The sequence below is a fragment of the Hymenobacter sp. DG01 genome, assembly GCF_006352025.1.
In the GTDB taxonomy this organism is placed as follows: Bacteria; Bacteroidota; Bacteroidia; order Cytophagales; family Hymenobacteraceae; genus Hymenobacter.
Genome location: NZ_CP040936.1, coordinates 4,488,620 through 4,509,681 on the forward strand (window position 1 = coordinate 4,488,620; position 21,062 = coordinate 4,509,681).

General features: G+C 61.2%; 18 protein-coding genes and 1 riboswitch. Of the genes, 8 read left to right on the top strand and 10 right to left on the bottom strand.

The annotated features are described in order from the left end of the window. Positions 1–249: 249 nt before the first annotated feature. From FGZ14_RS19175 to guaB, 5 genes are all read right to left on the bottom strand, one after another. On the bottom strand, positions 250–2,550 hold the full coding sequence (locus tag FGZ14_RS19175; RefSeq protein WP_139925761.1) for a peptidylprolyl isomerase: 2,301 nt from the start codon (positions 2,548–2,550) through the stop codon (positions 250–252). Positions 2,551–2,744: 194 nt separating this feature from the next. Further along, positions 2,745–3,158 (bottom strand): ATP-binding protein, encoded by a 414-nt coding sequence (locus FGZ14_RS19180; protein ID WP_139925762.1) that lies wholly within the window; start codon positions 3,156–3,158, stop codon positions 2,745–2,747. A gap of 25 nt (positions 3,159–3,183) precedes the next feature. Next, entirely contained in the window at positions 3,184–3,513 is a 330-nt protein-coding gene (locus FGZ14_RS19185; protein ID WP_139925763.1) for an STAS domain-containing protein, read from the bottom strand. Between the two features lie 14 nt (positions 3,514–3,527). After that, a complete protein-coding gene (locus FGZ14_RS19190) occupies positions 3,528–5,624 on the bottom strand; it encodes a SpoIIE family protein phosphatase (protein ID WP_139925764.1) in 2,097 nt (698 codons plus the stop codon). A gap of 195 nt (positions 5,625–5,819) precedes the next feature. Next, positions 5,820–7,292, bottom strand: coding sequence for an IMP dehydrogenase (guaB, locus tag FGZ14_RS19195; protein ID WP_139925765.1), 1,473 nt, complete (start codon positions 7,290–7,292; stop codon positions 5,820–5,822). A 247-nt stretch (positions 7,293–7,539) separates the two neighbouring features. Here guaB and FGZ14_RS19200 point away from each other — a divergent pair, with 247 nt between their 5' ends. Then, positions 7,540–8,385, top strand: coding sequence for an oxidoreductase (locus FGZ14_RS19200; RefSeq protein WP_139925766.1), 846 nt, complete (start codon positions 7,540–7,542; stop codon positions 8,383–8,385). A 106-nt stretch (positions 8,386–8,491) separates the two neighbouring features. Here the strand turns inward: FGZ14_RS19200 and FGZ14_RS19205 are convergent, their stop codons facing one another. From FGZ14_RS19205 to FGZ14_RS19215, 3 genes are all read right to left on the bottom strand, one after another. Continuing rightward, on the bottom strand, positions 8,492–9,295 hold the full coding sequence (locus tag FGZ14_RS19205; protein WP_139925767.1) for a DUF2490 domain-containing protein: 804 nt from the start codon (positions 9,293–9,295) through the stop codon (positions 8,492–8,494). A 114-nt stretch (positions 9,296–9,409) separates the two neighbouring features. Then, the gene (gene hrpB, locus FGZ14_RS19210) at positions 9,410–11,938 is read right to left on the bottom strand and encodes an ATP-dependent helicase HrpB (RefSeq protein ID WP_139925768.1); all 2,529 of its coding nucleotides are present in this window, start codon (positions 11,936–11,938) and stop codon (positions 9,410–9,412) included. Between the two features lie 115 nt (positions 11,939–12,053). Beyond that, positions 12,054–12,377: a rhodanese-like domain-containing protein gene (locus FGZ14_RS19215; RefSeq protein WP_139925769.1), complete on the bottom strand. Its 324-nt coding sequence runs from the start codon at positions 12,375–12,377 to the stop codon at positions 12,054–12,056. 113 nt (positions 12,378–12,490) lie between these two features. Here FGZ14_RS19215 and pnuC point away from each other — a divergent pair, with 113 nt between their 5' ends. The 4 genes from pnuC (at position 12,491) to FGZ14_RS19235 (ending at position 15,077) form a co-directional block, all read left to right on the top strand. Next, positions 12,491–13,123: a nicotinamide riboside transporter PnuC gene (gene pnuC, locus FGZ14_RS19220; protein ID WP_180754421.1), complete on the top strand. Its 633-nt coding sequence runs from the start codon at positions 12,491–12,493 to the stop codon at positions 13,121–13,123. Positions 13,124–13,126: 3 nt separating this feature from the next. Next, on the top strand, positions 13,127–13,705 hold the full coding sequence (locus FGZ14_RS19225) for an AAA family ATPase (protein ID WP_139925771.1): 579 nt from the start codon (positions 13,127–13,129) through the stop codon (positions 13,703–13,705). A 72-nt stretch (positions 13,706–13,777) separates the two neighbouring features. Then, the gene (locus FGZ14_RS19230) at positions 13,778–14,653 is read left to right on the top strand and encodes an aldose 1-epimerase family protein (RefSeq protein ID WP_139925772.1); all 876 of its coding nucleotides are present in this window, start codon (positions 13,778–13,780) and stop codon (positions 14,651–14,653) included. 7 nt (positions 14,654–14,660) lie between these two features. Beyond that, the gene (locus tag FGZ14_RS19235) at positions 14,661–15,077 is read left to right on the top strand and encodes a GNAT family N-acetyltransferase (RefSeq protein ID WP_139925773.1); all 417 of its coding nucleotides are present in this window, start codon (positions 14,661–14,663) and stop codon (positions 15,075–15,077) included. A gap of 236 nt (positions 15,078–15,313) precedes the next feature. Here FGZ14_RS19235 and FGZ14_RS19240 read toward each other — a convergent pair whose 3' ends face one another. Then, positions 15,314–15,544, bottom strand: coding sequence for a hypothetical protein (locus tag FGZ14_RS19240; protein WP_139925774.1), 231 nt, complete (start codon positions 15,542–15,544; stop codon positions 15,314–15,316). Positions 15,545–15,772: 228 nt separating this feature from the next. Next, positions 15,773–15,874: riboswitch (TPP riboswitch) on the top strand. Between the two features lie 59 nt (positions 15,875–15,933). Between FGZ14_RS19240 and FGZ14_RS19245 the strand changes: the two genes are divergently transcribed. Together FGZ14_RS19245 and FGZ14_RS19250 are read left to right on the top strand one after the other, a co-directional pair. Next, positions 15,934–18,417, top strand: a complete 2,484-nt coding sequence (locus FGZ14_RS19245) for a TonB-dependent receptor (RefSeq protein WP_139925775.1) — start codon at positions 15,934–15,936, stop codon at positions 18,415–18,417. A 324-nt stretch (positions 18,418–18,741) separates the two neighbouring features. Continuing rightward, positions 18,742–19,974 carry an acyl-CoA dehydrogenase family protein gene (locus FGZ14_RS19250; protein ID WP_257883285.1) on the top strand — a complete coding sequence of 411 codons (1,233 nt, stop codon included), beginning with the start codon at positions 18,742–18,744 and terminating at the stop codon, positions 19,972–19,974. Between the two features lie 71 nt (positions 19,975–20,045). Here the strand turns inward: FGZ14_RS19250 and FGZ14_RS19255 are convergent, their stop codons facing one another. Continuing rightward, entirely contained in the window at positions 20,046–20,411 is a 366-nt protein-coding gene (locus FGZ14_RS19255; RefSeq protein ID WP_139925776.1) for a hypothetical protein, read from the bottom strand. Positions 20,412–20,531: 120 nt separating this feature from the next. Here FGZ14_RS19255 and FGZ14_RS19260 point away from each other — a divergent pair, with 120 nt between their 5' ends. Then, positions 20,532–20,969, top strand: coding sequence for a hypothetical protein (locus FGZ14_RS19260; RefSeq protein ID WP_139925777.1), 438 nt, complete (start codon positions 20,532–20,534; stop codon positions 20,967–20,969). Positions 20,970–21,062 lie beyond the last annotated feature (93 nt).

Here is a 21,062-nt window from a genome sequence, read left to right on the forward strand (position 1 = left end):
ACGAACACTACCCCGGCCAGACAGCAGGCAAAACGCCAAAAGCCGCCCGTAAATTTCATCATAAATCCTTTCTCCGGCAAAAACAGCGAGTTATACCGCATAATGCCGCTTCTGCCCTGTAGAGCTACTTTCGGGGCGGAGAGTTGCACTACCCTAAAACAAGTCAGGCGCGGAAGTCGGGAGCCTGCATGGCGGTTACCGCTATGCAGGCTCCCGACTTCCGCGCCTGACAAATGGCGGGCTCCGGGTTTATTTGGTTACCAGCTTATCCACTTCGGCTTGGTTAACCTTGACGGGATACTTGGCGCGCAGCTGGCTGAGCCACTCCTTTTCCAGATAGTTCTGATAGTCGGAGGTAGCCTGGCCGCGGGCCTCGTTCAGGGATTTGGGGCCGGCCGGGAGCTGACCTTCAATCTGTACGAGGTAGTAGCGGCCGTCCTGCTGGGTGGTGTAGGAGCCGGGGCCGCGGGTCAGGAACTGATCCAGGGCCTTGTTTTCACCTTTCTGAAAGGTGCGCTGCTGTACCTGCACGGCTAGTGGGTTCTGGATGTTCAATGATTCTTCCAGCGCAGCGGAATTGGTGGTAGTCAGCTCGAAGGCGACCTGGGCGGCGCTGGGCTTGGTATCGGCCACGGCGCGGATGGTGCCGGCGGCTATACCTTTGCTGCCAATGTAGGCCACGGCGCGCTCGGCACGGCGGCGGGCCAGTGCTGCCGACTCGCCCCGCTTTACGCGGCCAATTACCCGCAGCGTCAGGGATGCATCCACGCTGATACGGGCGGCCAGCTCATCGAGGGCGGGCACGGTAGCCGGCAGCTCGGCGGAGTTGGTTCGGAAAGCTACCGGGCCCGGTACGCCGCTCCGCAGGGGATAGCGCCCCGATTTTTGCAGTTGCTGCGCCTGGGCCAGCAGCTCGGGGGTAGCCGCGCTGATAACGGTGGCCTGTACCCGGGGCTCCCACTGATACTTGGCCTGGTTTTGCTGGAAAAACTGCCGGAGCCCTACCGTGTCCTCAATGGCCTTGCTCCACACTTTTTCATCCATGAGCTGGAACAGCAGAATTCCGTCGCGGTACTCTTTCACCAGCATGCGGTAGTCCTCGTACTTGGTTTCCAGATTGGCCTTTTCGTACTCGGTCAGGCTCTGGTCCACGTACTGGTCGTAGAGCTGCTGCATGGCAAAGCGGGCATCGGCGCCGGGGCGGGGCTTCTGGTTTTGCTGGGCAAACGTCAGGAACTCGGACACCAGGTAGGGCTTGCCACCAATGGTAAACAGGGTCTGAGCATCACCGGTAGCCTTTTTGCCTTTGGCGGGGGTAGCCGCAGCCGGAGCGGTGTAAGCAAAGCGGCCGCCTACCAGGGCCGTATCAGCCTTGGAAAAGGCGTATTCTTTGCCGGCCTGGTTTTCGGTGAAGTTGTTTTCGGTGCGCACGCGCTTGAGGAAGGCGGCGCGGTTCAGCTCCGAGCGGGAGTCCTTGGCGACCTTGCTTTTGAGGGTCGGCTCCATGGCCTCGAAGGAAGGCACGGGCTGCTTTTCCAGCAGCTTAATGATGTGCCAGCCGTAGGGCGTCTGGACAGGTTGCGAAATCTCGCCGGGCTTCTGCAGCTTAAAGGCTACTTCCTCGAACGAAGGAATCATACGGCCGGTGCCGAAGGGCGGCAGCTCGCCGCCGTTAGCCGCCGAGCCGGCATCTTCCGAAAACTGAGCCACCAGTTTCTCCCAGCTCTCGCCGCGGCGGGCCAGGCGGTTGTAGAGCTCATCTACCTTCTTACGGGCCGTAGCCGAGTCGGCGGCGGGCATGCCGGGCGTAGCCCGAATCATGAGGTGAGCTACCTTGATTTCACCCTGCGCCGGGCGCACGTCATTGACCTTAATGATGTGGTAGCCGAAGCGCGTACGCACCGGCTGTGATACCTGGCCCGCGGGCGTAGCGTAGGCTACCGACTCAAACGGATACACCATCTGCATGGCCGTGAAGTAGCCCAGCTTGCCGCCGTTTTCACGGGCCGAGGGGTCCTCGGACAAGTCGCGGGCTACCCGGCTAAAGTCTTCGCCGCTGGTCACGCGCTGGCGCAGGGCCATAATTTTCTGGTAGGCGGCCAGCGTGTCTTTGGGCGCGGCGTCGGGCTGCAAGCGCACCAGAATGTGGGCCGCGCTTACTTCTTTGCTCAGACGGTCGTAAGCCTCGTGCACCAGCTTGTCGGTTACGCTTTTCTCCGTGAGGTAGGGCTGGGCCAGCTGCTGCTTATAGCCCTCCAGCTCCCGCCGAAATGCCTGAGTAGTATCGAGGCCGCGTTGCTCGGCCTCCAGCACTTTCAACTTGAAGTTGGTATAGAGGTCGAGGTATTCCTGCACACTGGCCCGAGTGCCGTATTCCGGAGCCGAGCTGTTGTTTTTGCGGTACACGTAGGCAAATTCTGAGGCAGGAACTTCCGTGGTGCCCAGCGTTTCCAGGGTAGGCGACTGGGCCTTGGTAGTTGGTTTAGAGGCCTGGCACCCGGCCAGGAAAGCGGCCGCGGCGGTGCTGGCAAGCAGAATGCGTTTATGCATACAGAGGATAAGGAATCGGCAAAGCGGGTATTCCGGCCGGAAACGGGCCCGGGCACGGAGGGCTACTGTTGCAATTTTACGGATTTTTTCGGGGAGCCGGGCGTAGGCTTCAGCTCCCGGCAGGCTCAACCACAGTTATAAAAAAAGCACTCCATTGCGGAGTGCTTTTCTGGTTGCCAGGTGCCAACGAGCCCTCAGCCTATTTTCTTGTACAGCCGGCACAGGTTATGGCCCCCGTTGGTGGTAAACTCCACCCGGTCCATAATCCGGTTGACCAGCATCATGCCTACCCCGCCCTTCTTGCCAATGCGCACATACTCCTGTAAATCAGGCTCGTGGTAGCTGGTCGGCGAGTAGGAGGTTAAATTTGTATCCTCGATTTCGATGCCAAACTCCTGATTCAGAACCCGGGCACGCACATCCAGAAACTGGGATTCGTCTTCGCCGTTGCCATGAATAATCAGGTTGGCTACTACCTCATCTACGGCCAATACAATTTGATTTACCAGCAGGTCGGTGAGGTGGTAGCGTAGTAAAAAGTCGCTCACGAAGTCGCGCACCACCTTAAGGTTGCGGCGTGTGCAGCTGATTCGGATTGCGTGTTCCATTCCCCGCGGTTGCTCCCTGGAGCGACTAAATAGCAGTGGCTTCGGCCTCCGATGGCACAATGGTCATCAGCGAGTCGAGGCCCAAAATCTCAAATACGTTGTGGACTTTCTCCTGCATGTTGAAAAATACCAGCTTCACGCCCGCGTCCTGAAAACGTTGCAGGTGCGAGATGAAAACGCCCAGCCCGGCGGAGGAAATATAGTTGAGCTTCTGGCAGTTAACCAGTACTTTATGATTGTGCAGGATTTCCGGCTTACTCAGCTCCGTATCAAGCACTACCGATGAGCTGGCGTCCAGTTCTCCGTCCAGGCTCAGGGTGAGAGTATTTTCGGTTGATTGTTGAGTTATTTTCATACCTCCGTGCTACGTTAAAGGCTGGGTTCGGGTTGGGACGCTTTGAATTTTATGACCAGCAGGGTCTGGTCGTCGTGCATGGGCTGGCCTCGGCTGAACTCGTTTAAGTCGGCCAGAATCTGCTCCTTTATTTCGTCGGCGTCCAGGTAGTAGGTGCGCTCCAGCATCTGCTTAAGGCGTTCTTCGCCGTACTCTTCCTGATCGGCGCCACGGGCCTCTATAATCCCGTCGGTGTAAATCACCATTACGTCGCCGGGGTTATAGTCGTAGAACTGGTTTTTGATGTGCTTTTCGTAGCCATCGTTCCGGATAATGCCCAGGCCCAGGCCCGCCGTATGGAAGTAGGATACTTCCTCTTTAATGGAGTGATAGTATAAGGTGTGGCAGTGCCCGGCGCGCGCAAATACAAAGCCCCCATGCTCATAGTCAATGATGTAGAGGGAGGCGGTGATGAAGGCTGCTTTCTCCAGGCAGCGGGCCAGGGCATTGTTGGCCTGAGCCATAAACTTGCTGGGCACCGGAAACTTTTCCCGCTCGTTACGGGCCAGGGGGTTCTCCTGCATCAGGGCATGAAAGATGCCTTTCATCTGGGCCACGTGGAAGGCGGCTGTCACGCCCTTACCCGACACGTCGCCGATGAGCACGGCCAGGCGGCGGCCCGGCAGGTGCAGGAAATCGTAGAAGTCGCCACCTACTTCCGTGGCCGCCAGGGCGTGGGAGCTGATTTCAAACCAGTTGTCGATAGGCAGATTTTTCGGAATCAGGCTGTCCTGCACCGCCGAGGCAATCTTGAGCTCGTCCTGCACCCGCTGGGTATCCAGGGAGGCCTGAACCAGCTGCAGGTTTTCGATGCTGAGTACCGTTTGGCTGGCGAAGGTTTGCAGGATGCTTAGGTTTTCCCGGTCAAAGCTCTGGCTGGGCTCTTTGAGCATGTACAGGGCCCCGTACTGGCGCTTGTTAGAGCGCAGCGGCATTACAATCAGGGAGCCGAAGGGCAGGCCCAGGCCCCGGAAGCCGCTGCTATTAAGCAGGTCATTGTTGAGGTATTCAATATGACCCAGGTTGTAATCGGCCAGCAGGTGGCAGATGGCCTGCGCCTGCTCAGGCAGAATGTGATAGTACTGGCCGGAGTATTCCTCGTCGGAGGTGGTTTCCACCGAAAGCCAAGCGGCATCAGCATTCACTGTCTGCACCGCTGAGTCGAAGAACACCTGGTACACTTCCTGCGGGGTCTGGCCGCGCTGGATAAGCTGGGTCAGGCGCTGCAGATTAAGAATTTCCTCCCGCTTCTGCTCGAATACCCTACCCGTGGGCATGTTGAAAAAGGTTACCAGCAACCCCATTAGGGCATAGAATCCGGCAAAGAAGGCGTTCAGTGTCAGGAAAGTATGCTGAGTGGCTAGGGCCAGCAGCCTGGGGTAGTGCGGAGTGCGCAGGAAGTAAAAGACAAACGCCCCCATGGTCAGGAGAACAGCCAGCTGCAACAGCACCGCTTCCAGCTTCTGCCGGCGGCTAAGGTAGGCTACCCATTTCTGGTGGCTGCTGATGTAGGCACCAAAGACCGCCATCACGCCCAACAGGGCCGAGCCCAGGCCGTAGGGCGGCGTCCAGGTAAACAAACGGAACAGCAGGGTGGCGCCCAGCAGGGCCTCAAAGCAAAACCACAGCCGCCGTAGCTGATCAGAGGAGCGGAACAGCACCAGGGAGCGCCACGCATAGTTGGTGCGCGCCAGTAGTATCACAAACAGGCCGGTGTTCAGGGTGTGCAGCACCGTGTGAAAGACTGAGCCGGCGGGCGGACTGCCTACCACCAGCTGCAGCAGCAGGTGCAGCCCCACAAACACCGTAGCCACCAAGCCAGGGCCTAGTACCAAGCGGCGCAACAGCCCCACGAAATCGAGGCCCCGCAGCCGGTCGGGGGAAATGCTTTCCTGAATAAAGACGGAGGCCGTGAACAGCGCCTGCATGAGCAGTAGCAGCCAGCCCGGCAACTCAACCCGGGGCCCCAGCAGGTCCGGATGTGCGTATAGTAGCGTGCAAGCCAATAGCCCCAGCCAGCTCAGAACAGATAAGGGTAGCAGAAGGGTGTTTCGCTTCCGGGCAAATAACATGCAAGTGCGGGTACTAGGTAAGCAGGGGCCGGGAGTAGGGCAAACGAATGGGCAAGATACGGGGCAGACCGGAAAAGTGTGCCTGACTTCGGTATTTACCGCAGGACGCCTGTGTACGTAAGAACGAAAAAAAAGCCGACGACCGGAAGGGTCGTCGGCTTTTGGAGCGGAGCCTGTGGGCCGAAGCGGGCTGCCTTAGCGGCTGCTGTAGTTCGGAGCTTCGCGGGTAATCTGCACGTCGTGGGGGTGCGACTCGCGCAGGCCGGCCCCGGTGATGCGCACGAAACGGGCCGATTGCAGCGCCTCGATGGTAGCAGCCCCGCAGTAGCCCATGCCGGCCCGCAGACCGCCGGCCAGCTGGTAAAGAACCTCGGCCGCCAGACCCTTGTAAGGCACCCGGCCCACAATGCCCTCGGGCACCAGTTTCTTCACATCGTCTTCAGCATCCTGGAAGTACCGGTCCTTGGAGCCTTCTTCCATGGCCTCCACCGAACCCATGCCCCGGTAGCTTTTATATTTGCGGCCCTCGAACAGAGTTACCTCGCCGGGGGCTTCCTCGGTGCCAGCCAGCAAGGAGCCAATCATGATGGTGCCGGCGCCGGCCGCCAGGGCCTTGACTACGTCGCCGGAGTATTTAATGCCCCCATCGGCAATGAGGGGTACGCCGGTTCCTTCCAGGCCGCGAGCAGCTTCCAGCACAGCCGAAAGCTGGGGTACGCCAATACCGGCAATAATGCGGGTAGTGCAGATAGAGCCGGGGCCCACACCTACTTTCACGGCGTCGGCGCCAGCATCGGCCAAGGCGCGGGCGCCCTCGGCGGTGGCTACGTTGCCGGCAATAACCTCCAGCTTCGGAAATTGCTGCTTGATGCTGCGCACGGCGTCCAGCACACCTTTGCTATGGCCGTGGGCCGTATCTACGCTTACTACGTCCACCCCGGCTTCTACCAGGGCGGCAATGCGGTCTATCAGGTCGGCCGTGACGCCTACGGCGGCCCCCACGCGCAGGCGGCCGAACTCGTCTTTGCAGGCGTTGGGGGTGCGGCGGCGCTTCCGGATGTCTTTGTAGGTGATAAGGCCTACCAGGCGGCCTTCAGTATCCACCACCGGCAGCTTTTCAACTTTCGAGTCCTGCAGGATGTCTTCGGCCAGGGCCTGGTCGGTGCCGGCGTTGGCCGTTACCAGGTTGTCGCGGGTCATGACGTCGGCTACGGAGCGGGTCATGTCCTTCTCGAAGCGCAGGTCGCGGTTGGTCAGGATGCCCTTGAGGCGCCGGTCGCCGTCCACAATCGGAATACCGCCGATGTTGTTGCTGCGCATCAGCTTTTTAGCATCGGCGAGGGTAGCGGTTTCCTCCAGGGTAAACGGGTCCAGAATCATCCCGCTTTCCGAGCGTTTCACGCGGCGCACCAGTTCGGCCTGGGCCCGGATGCTCATGTTCTTGTGAATAATGCCGATGCCGCCTTCCTGGGCCATGGCAATGGCCATTTCGGCTTCGGTTACGGTATCCATAGCCGCCGAAACGAAGGGGAGCTTAAGCCGGATGTTGCGGGTGAGCTGGGAGCTGGGGTCGGCGTCGCGGGGCAGTACTTCCGAGTAACCGGGCAGTAGCAGGACGTCGTCGTAGGTAAGCGCCTCGAAGGCAATTTTGGCAGCGTAGTCGGCCATAGCAACAAGTAGGTTAGGTTCCGCTTATTGCCGGGTAAAATTACGGCGAATAATCGGGTTTCCGGTTTTACCCCCCTTATTTCCTATTGCCGTTCTGTTAATTTCTTCGCGGAGGCCAGGTTTGCTACCCCCGTTTCATGCCTGAACCCTGGCCAGCCGGACCGTCGAAAACCCCTACCCCTCTTTCCGGGTTAAACCTCCCAAGCGCCTGCCCCGGGCAGGCATCACTTCTTATTCCCCTCATTGTATGGCAACCACGAAAACCTGGTTTATTACCGGCGTCAGCACCGGATTTGGCAAAGAGCTGGCCGAATACTGCCTCCGCCAAGGCGACAAAGTAGCGGCCACGTTTCGCAAGCAGGAGCAGGCCGATGAATTCACGCAGAAGGCAAGCGGCGAAGGCCACGGCTTTGTGTGCGACGTGGTGGACGAGCAGCAGGTGAAAGCCGCCGTGCAGGCCGCCATTGCGCATTTTGGTCAGCTCGATGTTATTGTAAACAACGCCGGCTATGGCTCCCTGGGCAGCATCGAGGAAATTGATGAGGCCGAAGTGCAGCGCCAGTTTGATGTGAACGTGTTCGGGCCGTTGCGGGTGCTGCGGGCAGTGCTGCCCCACCTGCGCGAGCGGAAAAGTGGCCACATCCTCAACATCACCAGCATCGGAGGGCTCAAGACGTTTCCGGGGGTAGGGGTGTACAATGCCAGCAAGTTTGCCCTCGAAGCCCTGGGCGAAAGCCTGGCCCAGCAGGTAGGGCCGCTCGGTATCAAGGTTACCAACATCGAGCCCAGTGGCTTCCGCACCGATTGGGCCGGCCGCTCCGCTTCCTTCGTGGATACGGCCATTGAGGACTACCGCGCTACCGTGGGCGAGAACCTGAAAGGCATTCAGAGCTACAGCGGCCGCCAGCCCGGCGACCCGCAGCGTGCCGCCAAAATCATGTACGATTTGGTGCGCCAGGAAAACCCGCCCCTGCACCTGCCCCTGGGCAAAGCCGCCGTGAAAGGTGCCCGCGAGAAGTTTACCAACCTGGTGAAAGAGCTGGAGCAGGTAGCCGACCTCGGTGACTCAGCTGATTATCCGGCCGGCGAGTAAGTTTTGGCTCTGTAGCACAAAAGCCCCGCGGCAGCTTGCCGCGGGGCTTTTGCGTTGTATTGCCGCTATGATATTCTGGCCCTGCTTTATGCCGGTAGCACGCTAGCTAGTCCAGGGCGGGGGAGGGGGCCTGAGGCGCGGCCCGCCGGAAATCGGGGTGAAAGGACAGGCTGAGCTGCACGTTCTCGCTGACCTCGTACCGGTTTTCCTGGCGCAGCTGCACCAGCTGGTTCAGGTAGCCGACCTCCACCGAGGCCGCCTTGCTGATCTGGTAGCCCAGGCCCGCGTAAGCCCGGTTCTGCTTGATAAAGCTGTTGGTTTCGTGGCGGCCGAAGCCGAGAAACAGTTCATCCGAAGCCACCGCAAATGGCACGCCGGGAGCCAACTCCCGGCCCATCAGGGGCAAGGCCAGCCGCAGCTGATAGCGCATGCGGTTCAGATAAGTGTAGGAGTGAGCGGGCATGAGTTGCACCCAGCGTTGCTCCAGCCGGTAGCGGTGCTGAAACTTCACCCGGCTCTTGTTGTCCTGCAGCTGCACCTGCTGGTAGAGGCGGTGCTCGGGGGCGCTGATGGGAGAAGTCAGGCCGGCCTCCAGATAGGAGCGGGAGTGGGCATACCCTCCCGACAGCACCAGCGCCGGGGCCGCGTGGTAGTTTACTCCCAGGCGCACCACGTTCTGCCCATCCAGCTCCGAGGTGCGGGCCCGGATCAGCTGGGCCTCAGCGTGCAGGCCCCAGCGTCGGCTCAGGCGCGAGTCGCTGAAAAACAGCAGCCACGCGTTGCGGGTGCCGGGGCGGGTAGGGGGCGGTGAGGTGCCGGGACGAAGCTGCTGGGCCGCGCCCGGGTGCAACAACAGCAGCAACAGGCTCGGCAGCAGCAGGCCCCGCGTCAGGAGGGTAGCTGTCTGCATAGAGTAATGTTACTGAATTGTTACCAGTGTAGCCTACTGGTTTATGTTATGTTTTAAGTAGTTGTCGGTGAATGGAAAGGAATAAGAGATGAACCGGAAATCCGACCCGATTTGCTACAACCCATTCTGCTTTTTCGTGCCCCGGATGGCCTGGGCTTCCAGTGGGTTCTCGGGCCAGTAGTGCTTGGGGTAGCGGCCGCGCAGCTCCTTGCGCACTTCAAAGTAGCTGCTGGTCCAGAAGCTGCGTAAGTCGCGGGTAACTTGGGCGGGGCGGTAGCCGGGGGAGAGCAGGTGCAGGGTAAGCGGCACGCGCGCCCCACCCACGGTGGGCGTATCGAGCAGGCCAAACACTTCCTGCAGGCGCACGGCCAGAATAGGAGCGGCGGGGTCGGCGTAATCAAGCTGGATGCGGGAGCCGGTAGGTACCTCCAGATGGGAAGGGGCCAGCCGCTCCAGCTCCTGGCGCTGGGGCCAGCCGCCGGGCAGCAAGCTCAGCAACGCCTCCGAAAAATCAACCCGGCCCAATTCCGCCCACGATTTTACGCCCGTTAGGTAAGGCCCTAGCCATTCTTCCAGGCCATCCAGCAAAGCGGCATCCGATACATCGGGCCAGGCATCAGGCAATAGGTGATGCAGAAAGGCCAGCCGCTCCCGCAGCTGGGTGGCGGCCTCACTCCAGGGTAGGCGCCCTACCCCCCCGGCCCGGATAACCTCCAGCAGGGTCGCCATCAGCACGTCGGGGTCGGGGTTGGGCAGGGCGGCGTCGGCCAGCACCAGGGCGCCTAAGCGGCGCAGGCGGCGCGCCGTTATGCGGCCGGTAGCTTCATCCCAGCGCACCTCGTCGCGCGTTTCTATCTGCTCCGCGAAAAACTGCTCCAGTTCGGCTTTGCTCAGGGGTGCGGCCAGGCTGGCCCGGGGCTGGGCGGCTACCCCATCCAGGGCAGCTACTGCAAAAAATAGGTCCTGCTGGCTGAAAAACTCACCCGGCAGGGTAGCCCGCTGCCCGCTGAGCAGCCTTACCCGTTCGGGAGTTTCGCGTTGGGCCAGTCGGTCGGGGTAGGCGAAGGCGGCCAGCAGCCCGGCCATATCGGGCTCAATTTCTCCTTTAGCCCCCGCCCGGTTACGCAGCACCGCCGCTGCTTCCCGCACGCGCCGCACGGCGGCCGCATCGGGCACCAGTCCCGGCAGGGGGGCGCGGCCGGTTGCCAGCGCTTCAAGGCGGAGGCGCAAATCGGGCGGGCCAAACGAGCCATCGGCCGGGCGCAGAATATCGCGCTCCGTGAGCAGGGCCGCCAGGGCGCAGGCGGTAGCTCCGTGGCCGGTTTCCTGCCCGCGCACCACCAAATGAGCCAGGCGTGGGGCCAGCCCAAGGCCGGCCAGGGCGCGGCCGTGTGAGGTAGGTAGGCCATCGGGGGCTAGGGCCTGGAGGCGTACCAGCAGGTCGCGGGCCTGAGCCAGGGCGGGGGCGGGCGGCGCGTCCAGCCACCGCAGGGCCGAGGCGTCGCGGGCGCCCCAGAGGGCCAGTTCCAGAGCCAGGGGGCTAAGGTCGGCGGTCAGGATTTCGGGGGCGAGGTGGTGGGGCAGCTCCCGGTATTCAGCTTCGGTCCAGAGGCGGTAGCAGGTGCCGGGGCCCAGACGACCGGCGCGGCCCCGGCGCTGGTCGGCGGCGGCCTGACTCACGGGTTCGGTGCCGAGGGTGGTCAGGCCGGTGCGGGGCTCGAAGCGGGGCACCCGGGCATAGCCTCCATCCACCACAATGGTAACGCCCTCAATGGTCAGGCTGGTTTCGGCAATGCTGGTGGCCAGCACCACCTTGCGCCGGCCGGCCGGGGCGGGGCGCAGGGCGGCGTCTTGCTGCTCGGCGGGCAGCTCGCCGTGGAGCACATGAATATCGATGTGCTCGGGCAGAGAAGCCAGCTTGTCTGCTACCCGGCGCTGGTCGGCCAGGCCGGGCAAGAACACCAGCACGTCGCCGGTAGCGTGGTGCTGCAGGGCTTCGCGGATGATGGCGGGGGTAAGGTCCTGGAGCTTCTCGTGGGGGCGGCGCGAAACGGTGGCAGCCCGCTGGGGGCTGAGGTAGTGGGTTTCAACCGGGAACATGCGGCCCAGGCTGCGCACCACCGGCGCGCCCAGCCAGGCGCCCAGCCGGTCGGCATCCAGCGTGGCCGACATCACCAGAATTCGCAGATCGGGCCGCAGCACGCTTTGCGCATCCATAGCCAGGGCCAGGCCCAAGTCGGCCTGTAGGCTGCGCTCATGAAACTCATCGAACAGCACCGCCGCCACGCCTTCCAGGGCCGGGTCGTCCTGCAATTGGCGGGTCAGAATCACCTCGGTTACTACCTCAATGCGGGTTTTGGCTGATACCTTGCTTTCCAGGCGCATGCGGTACCCAACGGTTTGGCCCACCGGCTCACCTAGCAGCTGGGCCATGCGGGTAGCGGCGGCGCGGGCGGCCAGGCGGCGCGGTTCCAGCACCAGAATCCTACCCCCCTCGCGCCACGTAGCCTCCAGCAGAGCCAGAGGTACCACGGTGGTTTTGCCCGCGCCGGGCGGGGCCTGCAACACGGCTACGCTATGGCTGGCCAGGGTAGCCAGCAGCTCCGGAAGGGCATCTTTTATCGGCAGGTCGGGGAGAAGCATAGTTGTTCAGACAAGTGTAGCCCGCAGAGGGCGCAGTGTTTTCACAGAGGGCGCTGAGCTGTTCTGCGTCCTCCGCGAAAACACTGCGCCCTCTGCGGGAACCGACTTAAGAACCTTAATAAACCGCCACCGAAGGGTCAACCCGCAGGCTCCAGGCATGAATGCCGCCGCGCAGGTTCAGCAGGTTGGTGAGCTCATGCCGATGCTGGAGGTAGGCTAGGGCCTGCATGGAGCGCACCCCGTGGTGGCAGATAAGCACTGTCGGCCGGTCGGGGTCAATTTCCTCGGCCCGGCGGGCCAGCTCGCCCAGCGGAATCAGCTGGCTGCCCTCAATGCGGCAGTAGGCAAATTCCTCCGGCTGGCGCACATCAATCAACTGGATATCCTCGCCGTGCTGGAGACGGGCGTGCAGGTCTTCGGGAGTGAGTTCGGGTAACATGCGCGGGTAGGGTAATCGGCAGAAAAAGTAGGGTGGCCCGCAAAATTACCCTAAATGCTGGTTAGCTTTGGCCCTCGCTGCGGCCGCAGTTCCGCCTTTCCCGTTGCCTTGCCGTGTTGCAATCCTTCTACGAGTTCTGGACCGCCGCTGCCGGAGGTAGTCCCCTGGAGTGGGTAGCCGTCCTGACGGGCTTTGCCTGCGTGTGGCTGGCGGCCCGCGAGTCGCTCTGGAATTTTCCGGTGGCCATTCTCAGCTGTGCGCTTTTTGTGGTGGTGTACTACCAGGCCAAGCTCTACTCCGACTGTGGCCTGCAGGGCGCCTTTATTCTGCTGAGCGTGTACGGCTGGTATGAGTGGCTGCACGGCGGCCAAAACCGGGCCGAGCTGCCCGTGTCGAGGGTGCGGCCGTGGGAGTGGGTGGGGTGCCTGCTGTTTATTGCCGCCTTCACCGTCGGCTTTGGCTATTATCTGCAAACCCGCACCGATGCGGCTCTCCCGCACTGGGACAGCCTCACCACGGCTATCAGCCTGGCGGCCCAGTACCTGCTCATGCGCAAGCGCCTGGAAAACTGGTGGCTCTGGATTGTGGTAGATGTGATGTACGTGCCCATTCTGTGGTACAAGCAGCTCTACCCCACCAGCGCGCTGTACGCCCTGTACCTGGGCCTGGCTCTGTACGGCTTCCTAGAGTGGCGCCGCACGTACCGGCGTCAGCAAGCCCTTTCTTCCGCGTATCAACCTGCCTGAGTCATGCTGCGAGTTGCCCTCACCGGGCCCGAATCGACGGGCAAAACCACCCTGAGCCGTTTGCTGGCCCAGCACTACCACACCACCTGGGCCCCCGAGTACGCCCGCCAGTACCTGAAGGAGCGCGGCCCACACTACACCCTGACCGACCTGGAAGCAATAGCCCGCGGGCAGTTGGAGGCCGAAGAGGCGGCCGTAGCGTCAGCGGCCCGCATGGGCCAGCCTCTGGTATTTCTCGATACGGATCTGCTGGTCATCAAAATATGGGCGGAGCACGCGTTCGGGCATTGCCCCGAGTGGATCAGGCGCCAGATTGAAGTGCAGCACTACCACTTGGTGCTGCTGCTGAACGTGGATTTGCCCTGGGAGCCCGACCCTTTGCGCGAGCACCCCAACCACCGGCAGTATTTCTATGAGCTGTACCAACGCGAACTACGCGACCAGTTTGCGAACTTTGCGGAAATCAGCGGCACCCCGGAGCAGCGGCTGGAAGCGGCCTGCTTTCACGTAGATGCGCTGCTGGGCCGTACCCCCTCCCTGTGTGGCCTCCTGACCACGCCCCAGGGGCAGCCCACCAAGTAAGTACGATCCTTTCGCGCCGAATTTCGTTTGGCTACCTCGTGCTTTCTCTGGTACTCCGCAATTGATAGTTGAATGACTTACTACCTCGAAAATGAACAGTGCCGCGTGGGGATAAACTCCCACGGGGCCGAGCTCAGCAGCTTCGTCCGCAAAGACCTCGGTAACCTGGAGTATATCTGGTCCGCCGATCCGGCCCACTGGAGTCGCCACGCCCCGGTGCTGTTTCCCATCGTCGGGCGCTTACCCCAGGACCAGTACCAGCATGAGGGCCAGACGTATAACCTGAGTCAGCACGGTTTCGCCCGCGACCAGGAGTTTACCCTGCACAGCCACTCGGGCACGGCCGTGGCCTTCGAGCTGCGCGCTACCGAGGAAAGCCAAATCAAATTTCCGTTTGATTTCCTGCTGCGCATTACCTACCGGTTGGCGGGACCCACCCTCACTATTGGTTGGGAAGTAGAAAACCCCGGCACCGGCGAGCTGCTGTTCAGCATTGGAGCCCACCCGGCTTTCCGCTGCCCTTTGCAGGAAGGCGAAACCTTTGAGGACTACGAGTTTGTTTTTGACCAGCCTACCACGGCGGAGCGCTACCTGCTGGAAGGCGGTTTGCTGACCGGCCAGACCGAGCCCCTGCTGCAAAATCAGGAAGCGCTACCCCTCAGCTACGAGCTTTTTGCCCAGGACGCCCTGGTGCTTAAGCATTTCGATTTCACCCACGTAACCCTGCGCAGCCGCCGCTCGGGCCGCTCCGTGCGCGTCCGCTTCGATGGGTTTCCCTACCTCGGCCTCTGGACCAAAGGCCCCGGTGCCCCGTTTGTGTGCATTGAGCCCTGGCAGGGCATTGCCAGTTCCACCAGCGGCTCCCCGGAGCTGGCCGATAAAGAAGGCATCCTGAGCCTGCAGCCGGGCCAGCAGTTTGTTTCTTCCTATAGCATCACCGTTGAGTAACCTTTTCATGACCTCCGAGATTACCATCCGCCCCATTCAGGCGGCCGATACCTACCCCCTTCGTCACGAAGTGCTGTGGCCCCAGGAATCCATTGACTACGTGAAGCTAAACCAGGACGAGCACGGCCATCACTTCGGGGCCTTCCGCAACGGTAAGCTGGTTTCCGTTATTTCCCTGTTTATTGATGGCACCGTGGCCCGGTTCCGCAAGTTTGCTACCCGCCCCGACTGCCAGGGCCAGGGCATCGGCTCCCAGCTGCTGCGCCAGGTGCTGGAAACGGCCCGCGCCAAAGGGGCCCAGCGCATCTGGTGCGACGCCCGCGCCGTGAACGAGAACTTCTACCGCGCCTTTGGTCTGGAGCCCGAGGGCAACCGCTTCTACCGCGGCACCATTCCCTACGTGCGCATGGCCAAAGATTTGTAGGGAGTTGGATGAAGGATCTTGCCTGCCCTTTGGGCCCCGGCGGACTCCTTATCCATCATCGGCCTACCCCCTTTACCGGTTCAAAGCCCCAGCGGGGCGGCACCATTCGTTGAACGAATGGTGCCGCCCCGCTGGGGCTTTGGCTTATATGCCGGTATGTATCTTCTTCCTACAGAATGCTGCCTTTATGGGAGAGCCAGAATAAGAATCCTCTATCCCTTATTCAACTACCAAACTCACATTTCCACCGGCACGCGGGGGCGGTTGTAGTCGGGCTCCCAGTCGTTGATGGGGCGCGAGATGCCGGGGGGCAGGTCAAAGTCGGGCAAGCCGTCGTCGAGGGGTTCGCCCCCGTCATCGTCGTTATCGGGGGTAGGGGGTTGGCGCAAGCGACGGCGCGGAAGTACCAGAATAAGCCCGGTGAACACAAGTACCACGAGCAGATAGAGTAGGCTGGTGATGGTCATGGCGGAGAGGACTGAGGTTCAACGGCGTACACCCGGGAAGTGACAGGCTTTCCAACAGAAACGGAGCGGCGGGGCGGGTTGTTTTCCCAAAGCCCTTTTTTCTGAATACTTCGCAGGCTGGTTTCTAATTTACTTGATTGTCAAGAGATAAAGGAGGGGTAGGGCGCTGATTTATTACGGGTTTGTGCCGGCACCGTGCGAAACTTAAACTTCTCGCTTACCTTTGGCCCAGAAGTTTAGGGGTGCCCCGCCGCTTGCGCGAGGCTGAGATCATACCCATTGAACCTGCCCGGATAATGCCGGCGAAGGGAACAAACGATCCGCGAACGAAAAACCTGAGGTGCCGACCCCTGGCATCGGGTCCGTTCCATTTTTTCCATTTTTCACTTTTGAAAAATTTCCTGACTACCGGAACGGCGCTACTGGCGCTATCCGGTCCGGCATGGGCGCAAGGTCCCGTGTCCGGAACCATTACCGATGCCCGCACGGGCGCAGCCCTGCCGGGTGCCACCGTCCTGCTCGACGGCACCCCCAGTGGCGCTACCGATGCCAACGGCGCTTTCCGGTTGCCCGCCGTGCCGGCCGGCGCGCACGAGCTGCGAGTTACCTTTCTGGGCTACGAGCCCCTGGTGCAGCGCCTCCAGGGCCAGCCCACTGAACAGCGCCTGAGTGCCCGCCTGCAGGCCGGGGGCGTGCTCACCGGCGAAGCCCTGGTAACGGCCTCCCGCGCCAACAACCGCACCGCTACGGCTTATACCAACCTAAGCAAGCAGGACCTGCAGCAGCGCAACTTCGGCCAGGATTTGCCCTACCTGCTCGACCAGACGCCCTCAGTGGTGGTGAACTCCGATGCCGGGGCCGGGGTAGGCTACACCGACATCCGCATCCGGGGCACCAGCAACACGGGCATTAACATGACCATCAACGGGGTGCCGCTTAACGATGCCGAGTCGCACGGCTCGTTTCTGGTGAACCTACCCGATCTGGCTTCTTCCATCAGCAGCCTGCAGGTGCAGCGGGGGGTAGGCACCAGCCAGAACGGTGGGGCCGCCTTCGGGGCCAGCCTCAACATCTCGACCCTGGAAGTGCGCCCCGAAGCCTACGCCGAAACCCAGAACACCTTCGGCTCCTTCAACACCTGGCGCAACAACGTGCAGTTTGGCACGGGCCTGCTGGGCGGGCACTTCACCGTCGATGGCCGCCTCTCGCGCGTCAGCTCCGACGGCTACGTGAAGCGCGGCGCCTCCGACCTGAAATCGTACTACCTCGCGGCCGGCTACCAGAGCAAGAATACGCTGCTGAAGTTCATTACTTTTTCGGGCCGCGAAAAAACCTACCAGTCGTGGAACGGAGTGCCGGAGCCTGCCCTTACCGGCGACCGGGCCCTGTTGCAGCAGTACATTGATAACGGCGAGCTGAGCCCGGCCGATGCGGAGCGCGCCCTGCGCGAGGGCCGCCGCTACAGCTACTACACCTACGACAACCAGACCGACAACTACCAGCAGAACCACTACCAGCTTCACCTCTCGCAAGGCCTGGGCGAAAGCTGGAACGTGGGTGCGGCCCTGCACCTGACGCGTGGCCTCGGCTACTACGAAAGCTACCGCGCCAACCGCAAGCTGGTGGAGTACGGACTGCCGAACCTGGTACTCGGCGACACCACCATCAAGCGCAGCAACCTGGTGGACCGCAAGTGGCTGGATAACTACTTTTACGGCGGCACCTTCGCCCTGAACTACCAGCCCCGTGAAGGCAAGCTGCAGGCTACCCTCGGCGGAGCCTGGAACCAGTTCACCAACGACCACTACGGCGAGGTTATCTGGGCGCAATACGCCTCCAGCGGCAACACCCGGCAGCGTTACTATTTCAACGACGCCCGCAAAACCGACTACAACGCCTACGCCCGCGCTACCTGGCAGGTGCTACCCCGGCTGGGCGTGTACGCCGATATGCAGGTGCGCCACATCACGTACTTTATTGATGGCGTGGAGGATGACCAGAACGACGTAACCACCCGCGCCCGCTACACCTTTTTCAATCCCAAAGCCGGCGCTACGCTGACCCTGGGCGAAGGGCAGCAGCTCTACGCCAGCTACGCCGTGGGCCAGCGTGAGCCCGTCCGTTCCGACTTCACCGACCGTCCGGCCGGCGACCAGAGTGCCCGGGCCGAGCACCTGCAGGATTTCGAGGGCGGCTACCGCCTGACGTTGCCCACTACCTCGGCGCTGGGCCCGGTTACGGCAGTGCGCTTCGAGGCCAACTACTTCTACATGAAGTACCGCAACCAGCTGGTGGCTACCGGCCAGCTCAACGATGTGGGCACGGCCCTGCGCACCAACGCCCCGCGCAGCTACCGCACCGGTTTGGAGCTGACGGCCGCGGCCTCGGCCAGTGACAAGCTGAGCCTGAGCAGCACGCTCACGCTCAGCCGCAACCGCATCCTCGATTTCCGGGAGGTAACCTACGATGCCGACTACAACCCCATTACGGCTGCCGAAGGCCGCACGACCACCATTTCCTACTCGCCTTCGGTGGTATCGGGTCATACGCTGGAGGGGCAGCCGTTGCGGGGCCTGCGCTTGGCGCTGCTCTACAAAACCGTCAGCCGCCAGTACCTCGACAACTCCGCCAGTGAGGACCGGCGCCTGAAGCCCTACCAAGTGCTGGATTTCCGGGCCCGCTACAGCATTCGGCCCCAGTTTGTGAAGGAGATTGAGCTGGGCCTGCTGGTAAGCAACGTGCTCAACCGGCGCTACGAGGCCAATGGCTACACCTACGGCTACCCCGGCGCCGATGGCCGCCAGCAAACCTTCAACTGGTATTTCCCGCAGGCCACCCGCAACTTCCTGGCCTCAGTGGGAGTGAAGTTTTAGCTCTCTGTGCCCAGAGTAGCCTGCCATGTATTTTGTTTCATGAAAAGAATACTAATACATAGGCTAAATTTTATACTTTCGGCACACGCTTTGCAGAGGAGCTTGCATTGACATTCCCCGGCCGAAAATCTGCCTTTCGGTCGTTTTTGGCACCCAGGCTGTCGGTGGGTCTTTGGCATTCCCGACCCCAGCCACGCGGTGCCCCGAAACCCTGACCAGCCCCCTTTCTGGTCAGGGTTTTTCGTTTTCCAGGGGGTAGGGGTGCTGCCGATCCGGCGCAGTGAAATTCTTATCTTTGGGAATCAACCCACCCACTTGCTCACTATGTCTTCCCAAGCTGACGTTCTTTCCACCAAGGCTCAGGTGCAGCGCAACAAAGGCTCCCTGAACGCCGCCGGCTTCACCGATTACTACGACATCGACGACCTGCTGACCGAGGAGCACAAGCTCATCCGCCAGAGCATCCGCGACTTCGTGAAAAAGGAAATTTCGCCCAACATCGAGCGGTGGGCCCAGCAGGCGCATTTTCCTTCTGAAATTGTGCGCAAGTTTGGCGAGGTAGGTGCTTTCGGCCCCACCATTCCGACGGAGTACGGCGGCGGTGGGCTGGACTACATCAGCTACGGCCTGATTATGCAGGAAATTGAGCGCGGCGACTCCGGCATGCGCTCCACGGCCTCGGTGCAAGGCTCCCTGGTCATGTTTCCAATCTACCAATATGGTTCCGAGGAGCAGCGCCGCAAGTACCTGCCCAAGCTGGCTTCCGGCGAGTGGCTGGGCTGCTTCGGCCTGACGGAGCCCGACCACGGCTCCAACCCCGGCGGCATGGTCACCACCATTAAAGACCAGGGCGACTACTACCTGCTTAACGGGGCTAAACTCTGGATTTCGAACTCGCCGGAGTGCCAGGTGGCCGTGGTATGGGCCAAGGACGACAATGGCCGCATTCGGGGTGTGATTGTGGAGCGCGGCATGGAAGGCTTTACTACCCCCGAAATTCACAACAAGTGGAGCCTGCGCGCCAGCACCACCGGCGAGTTGGTGTTCGACAACGTGAAGGTGCCCAAGGACAACATCCTGCCCAACATCGACGGCCTGAAAGGTCCGCTCTCCTGCCTCGACTCGGCCCGCTACGGCATTGCCTGGGGTGCCCTGGGCGCAGCCATCGACTGCTATGAGTCGGCCCTGAAGTATTCCTTGCAGCGGGAGCAGTTCGGCAAGCCCATTGCCGGCTTCCAGCTCCAGCAGCGCAAGCTGGCCGAAATGATTACCGAAATTACCAAGGCCCAGCTGATGGTGTGGCGCCTGGGCATGCTCAAAAATGAGGGCAAAGCCACCTCGGCCCAAATCAGCATGGCGAAGCGCAACTCCGTGGAAATTGCCCTGGATATTGCCCGCGAGGCCCGTCAGATTCACGGCGGCATGGGCATCACGGGCGAGTACCCCATCATGCGCCACATGATGAACCTGGAATCGGTAGTGACCTACGAGGGCACCCACGACATCCATCTGCTCATTACCGGCGCCGATATTACCGGAATTCAGGCGTTCAAGTAAGCCGTAGCTACCCATAAGTAAAAAGGGCCGCCCTGACACAGGGCGGCCCTTTTTACTTATGGGTAGCTGTACTATTTCTCCAGCACATAGATGGTCTGGATAAAAATGGTGTTGCCCGTAGCGGCTACGCCATTGGGGGCGGTGCTCACTACGCGCCAGCCTTTGCTCGTGTACTCATTGATAGTGGCCAGCGCCACTTTGTACACCGCAGTAGTGTTGGCAGCCAGATGCTTGGCGCTACCCCGACTAAAAGCAACTTCCTTTTCCTGCTGCGTACCATCAGGGGCAATAGTTACGATAGAAGCCTGGGCATCAAAGCCAAAAGACAGATTGCTGATAATCATCATGCTGCTTGTGGGCTTGTCGGCCGACTGGCAAAAGGCGGGCGCACTGCCGAGTAGCACTAAACCAGCAGAGAGGGATAAAATCTTTTTCATGGAGTAAGGGTAAGTGGAAGAGTACAGCAAAGATTCAGGTAAAAAACGCTGATCAAAAACATGCCCAAACTACTATTGATAATCGTATGCTGTTGATTGCCAACCTTATTCTAGTACGCTATGGAAAACGAACAGCAGCACGACAATGCCGAGTCGCGGCGGCAGGAGCGCCGCGAGCATGACAAGGAGCAGTACCGCCAGGAAGGCAACGAAATGCGCCAGGGCGGCCACGATCCGAACCTAAACCACCACGACCGCACCCGCCCCGGCGACGGGAGCTTCACCCCGGACAGCCAGGCCGACACGGGCTCCTCCGATGGCATTGCCAAAACCATTGGGGGCGACGGCGGCAACAACGGCGGCCGCTACCACAACCTCGACGAGGTAAAGAACAGCCCTACCCCCGACGCCGATCAAAACGGCACCATGGGAGCCGGCCAGAGCCGCGAACCGCAACTGCGTACGCCCAGCGCCCAAACCTCGCACAATAGCCAGGGCCCCCGCAGTGAGCAGGGCCAGAGTGGTAGCCAGGGCAGCAAAAGCGGAAACCAGCAGTAAATACTGTCATCAGTGCAAAAGCCCGCTGCTTATGTAAGCAGCGGGCTTTTTCGTGCCGGATGGTGATTCGATTGTACCTGATTTCCTACCCCT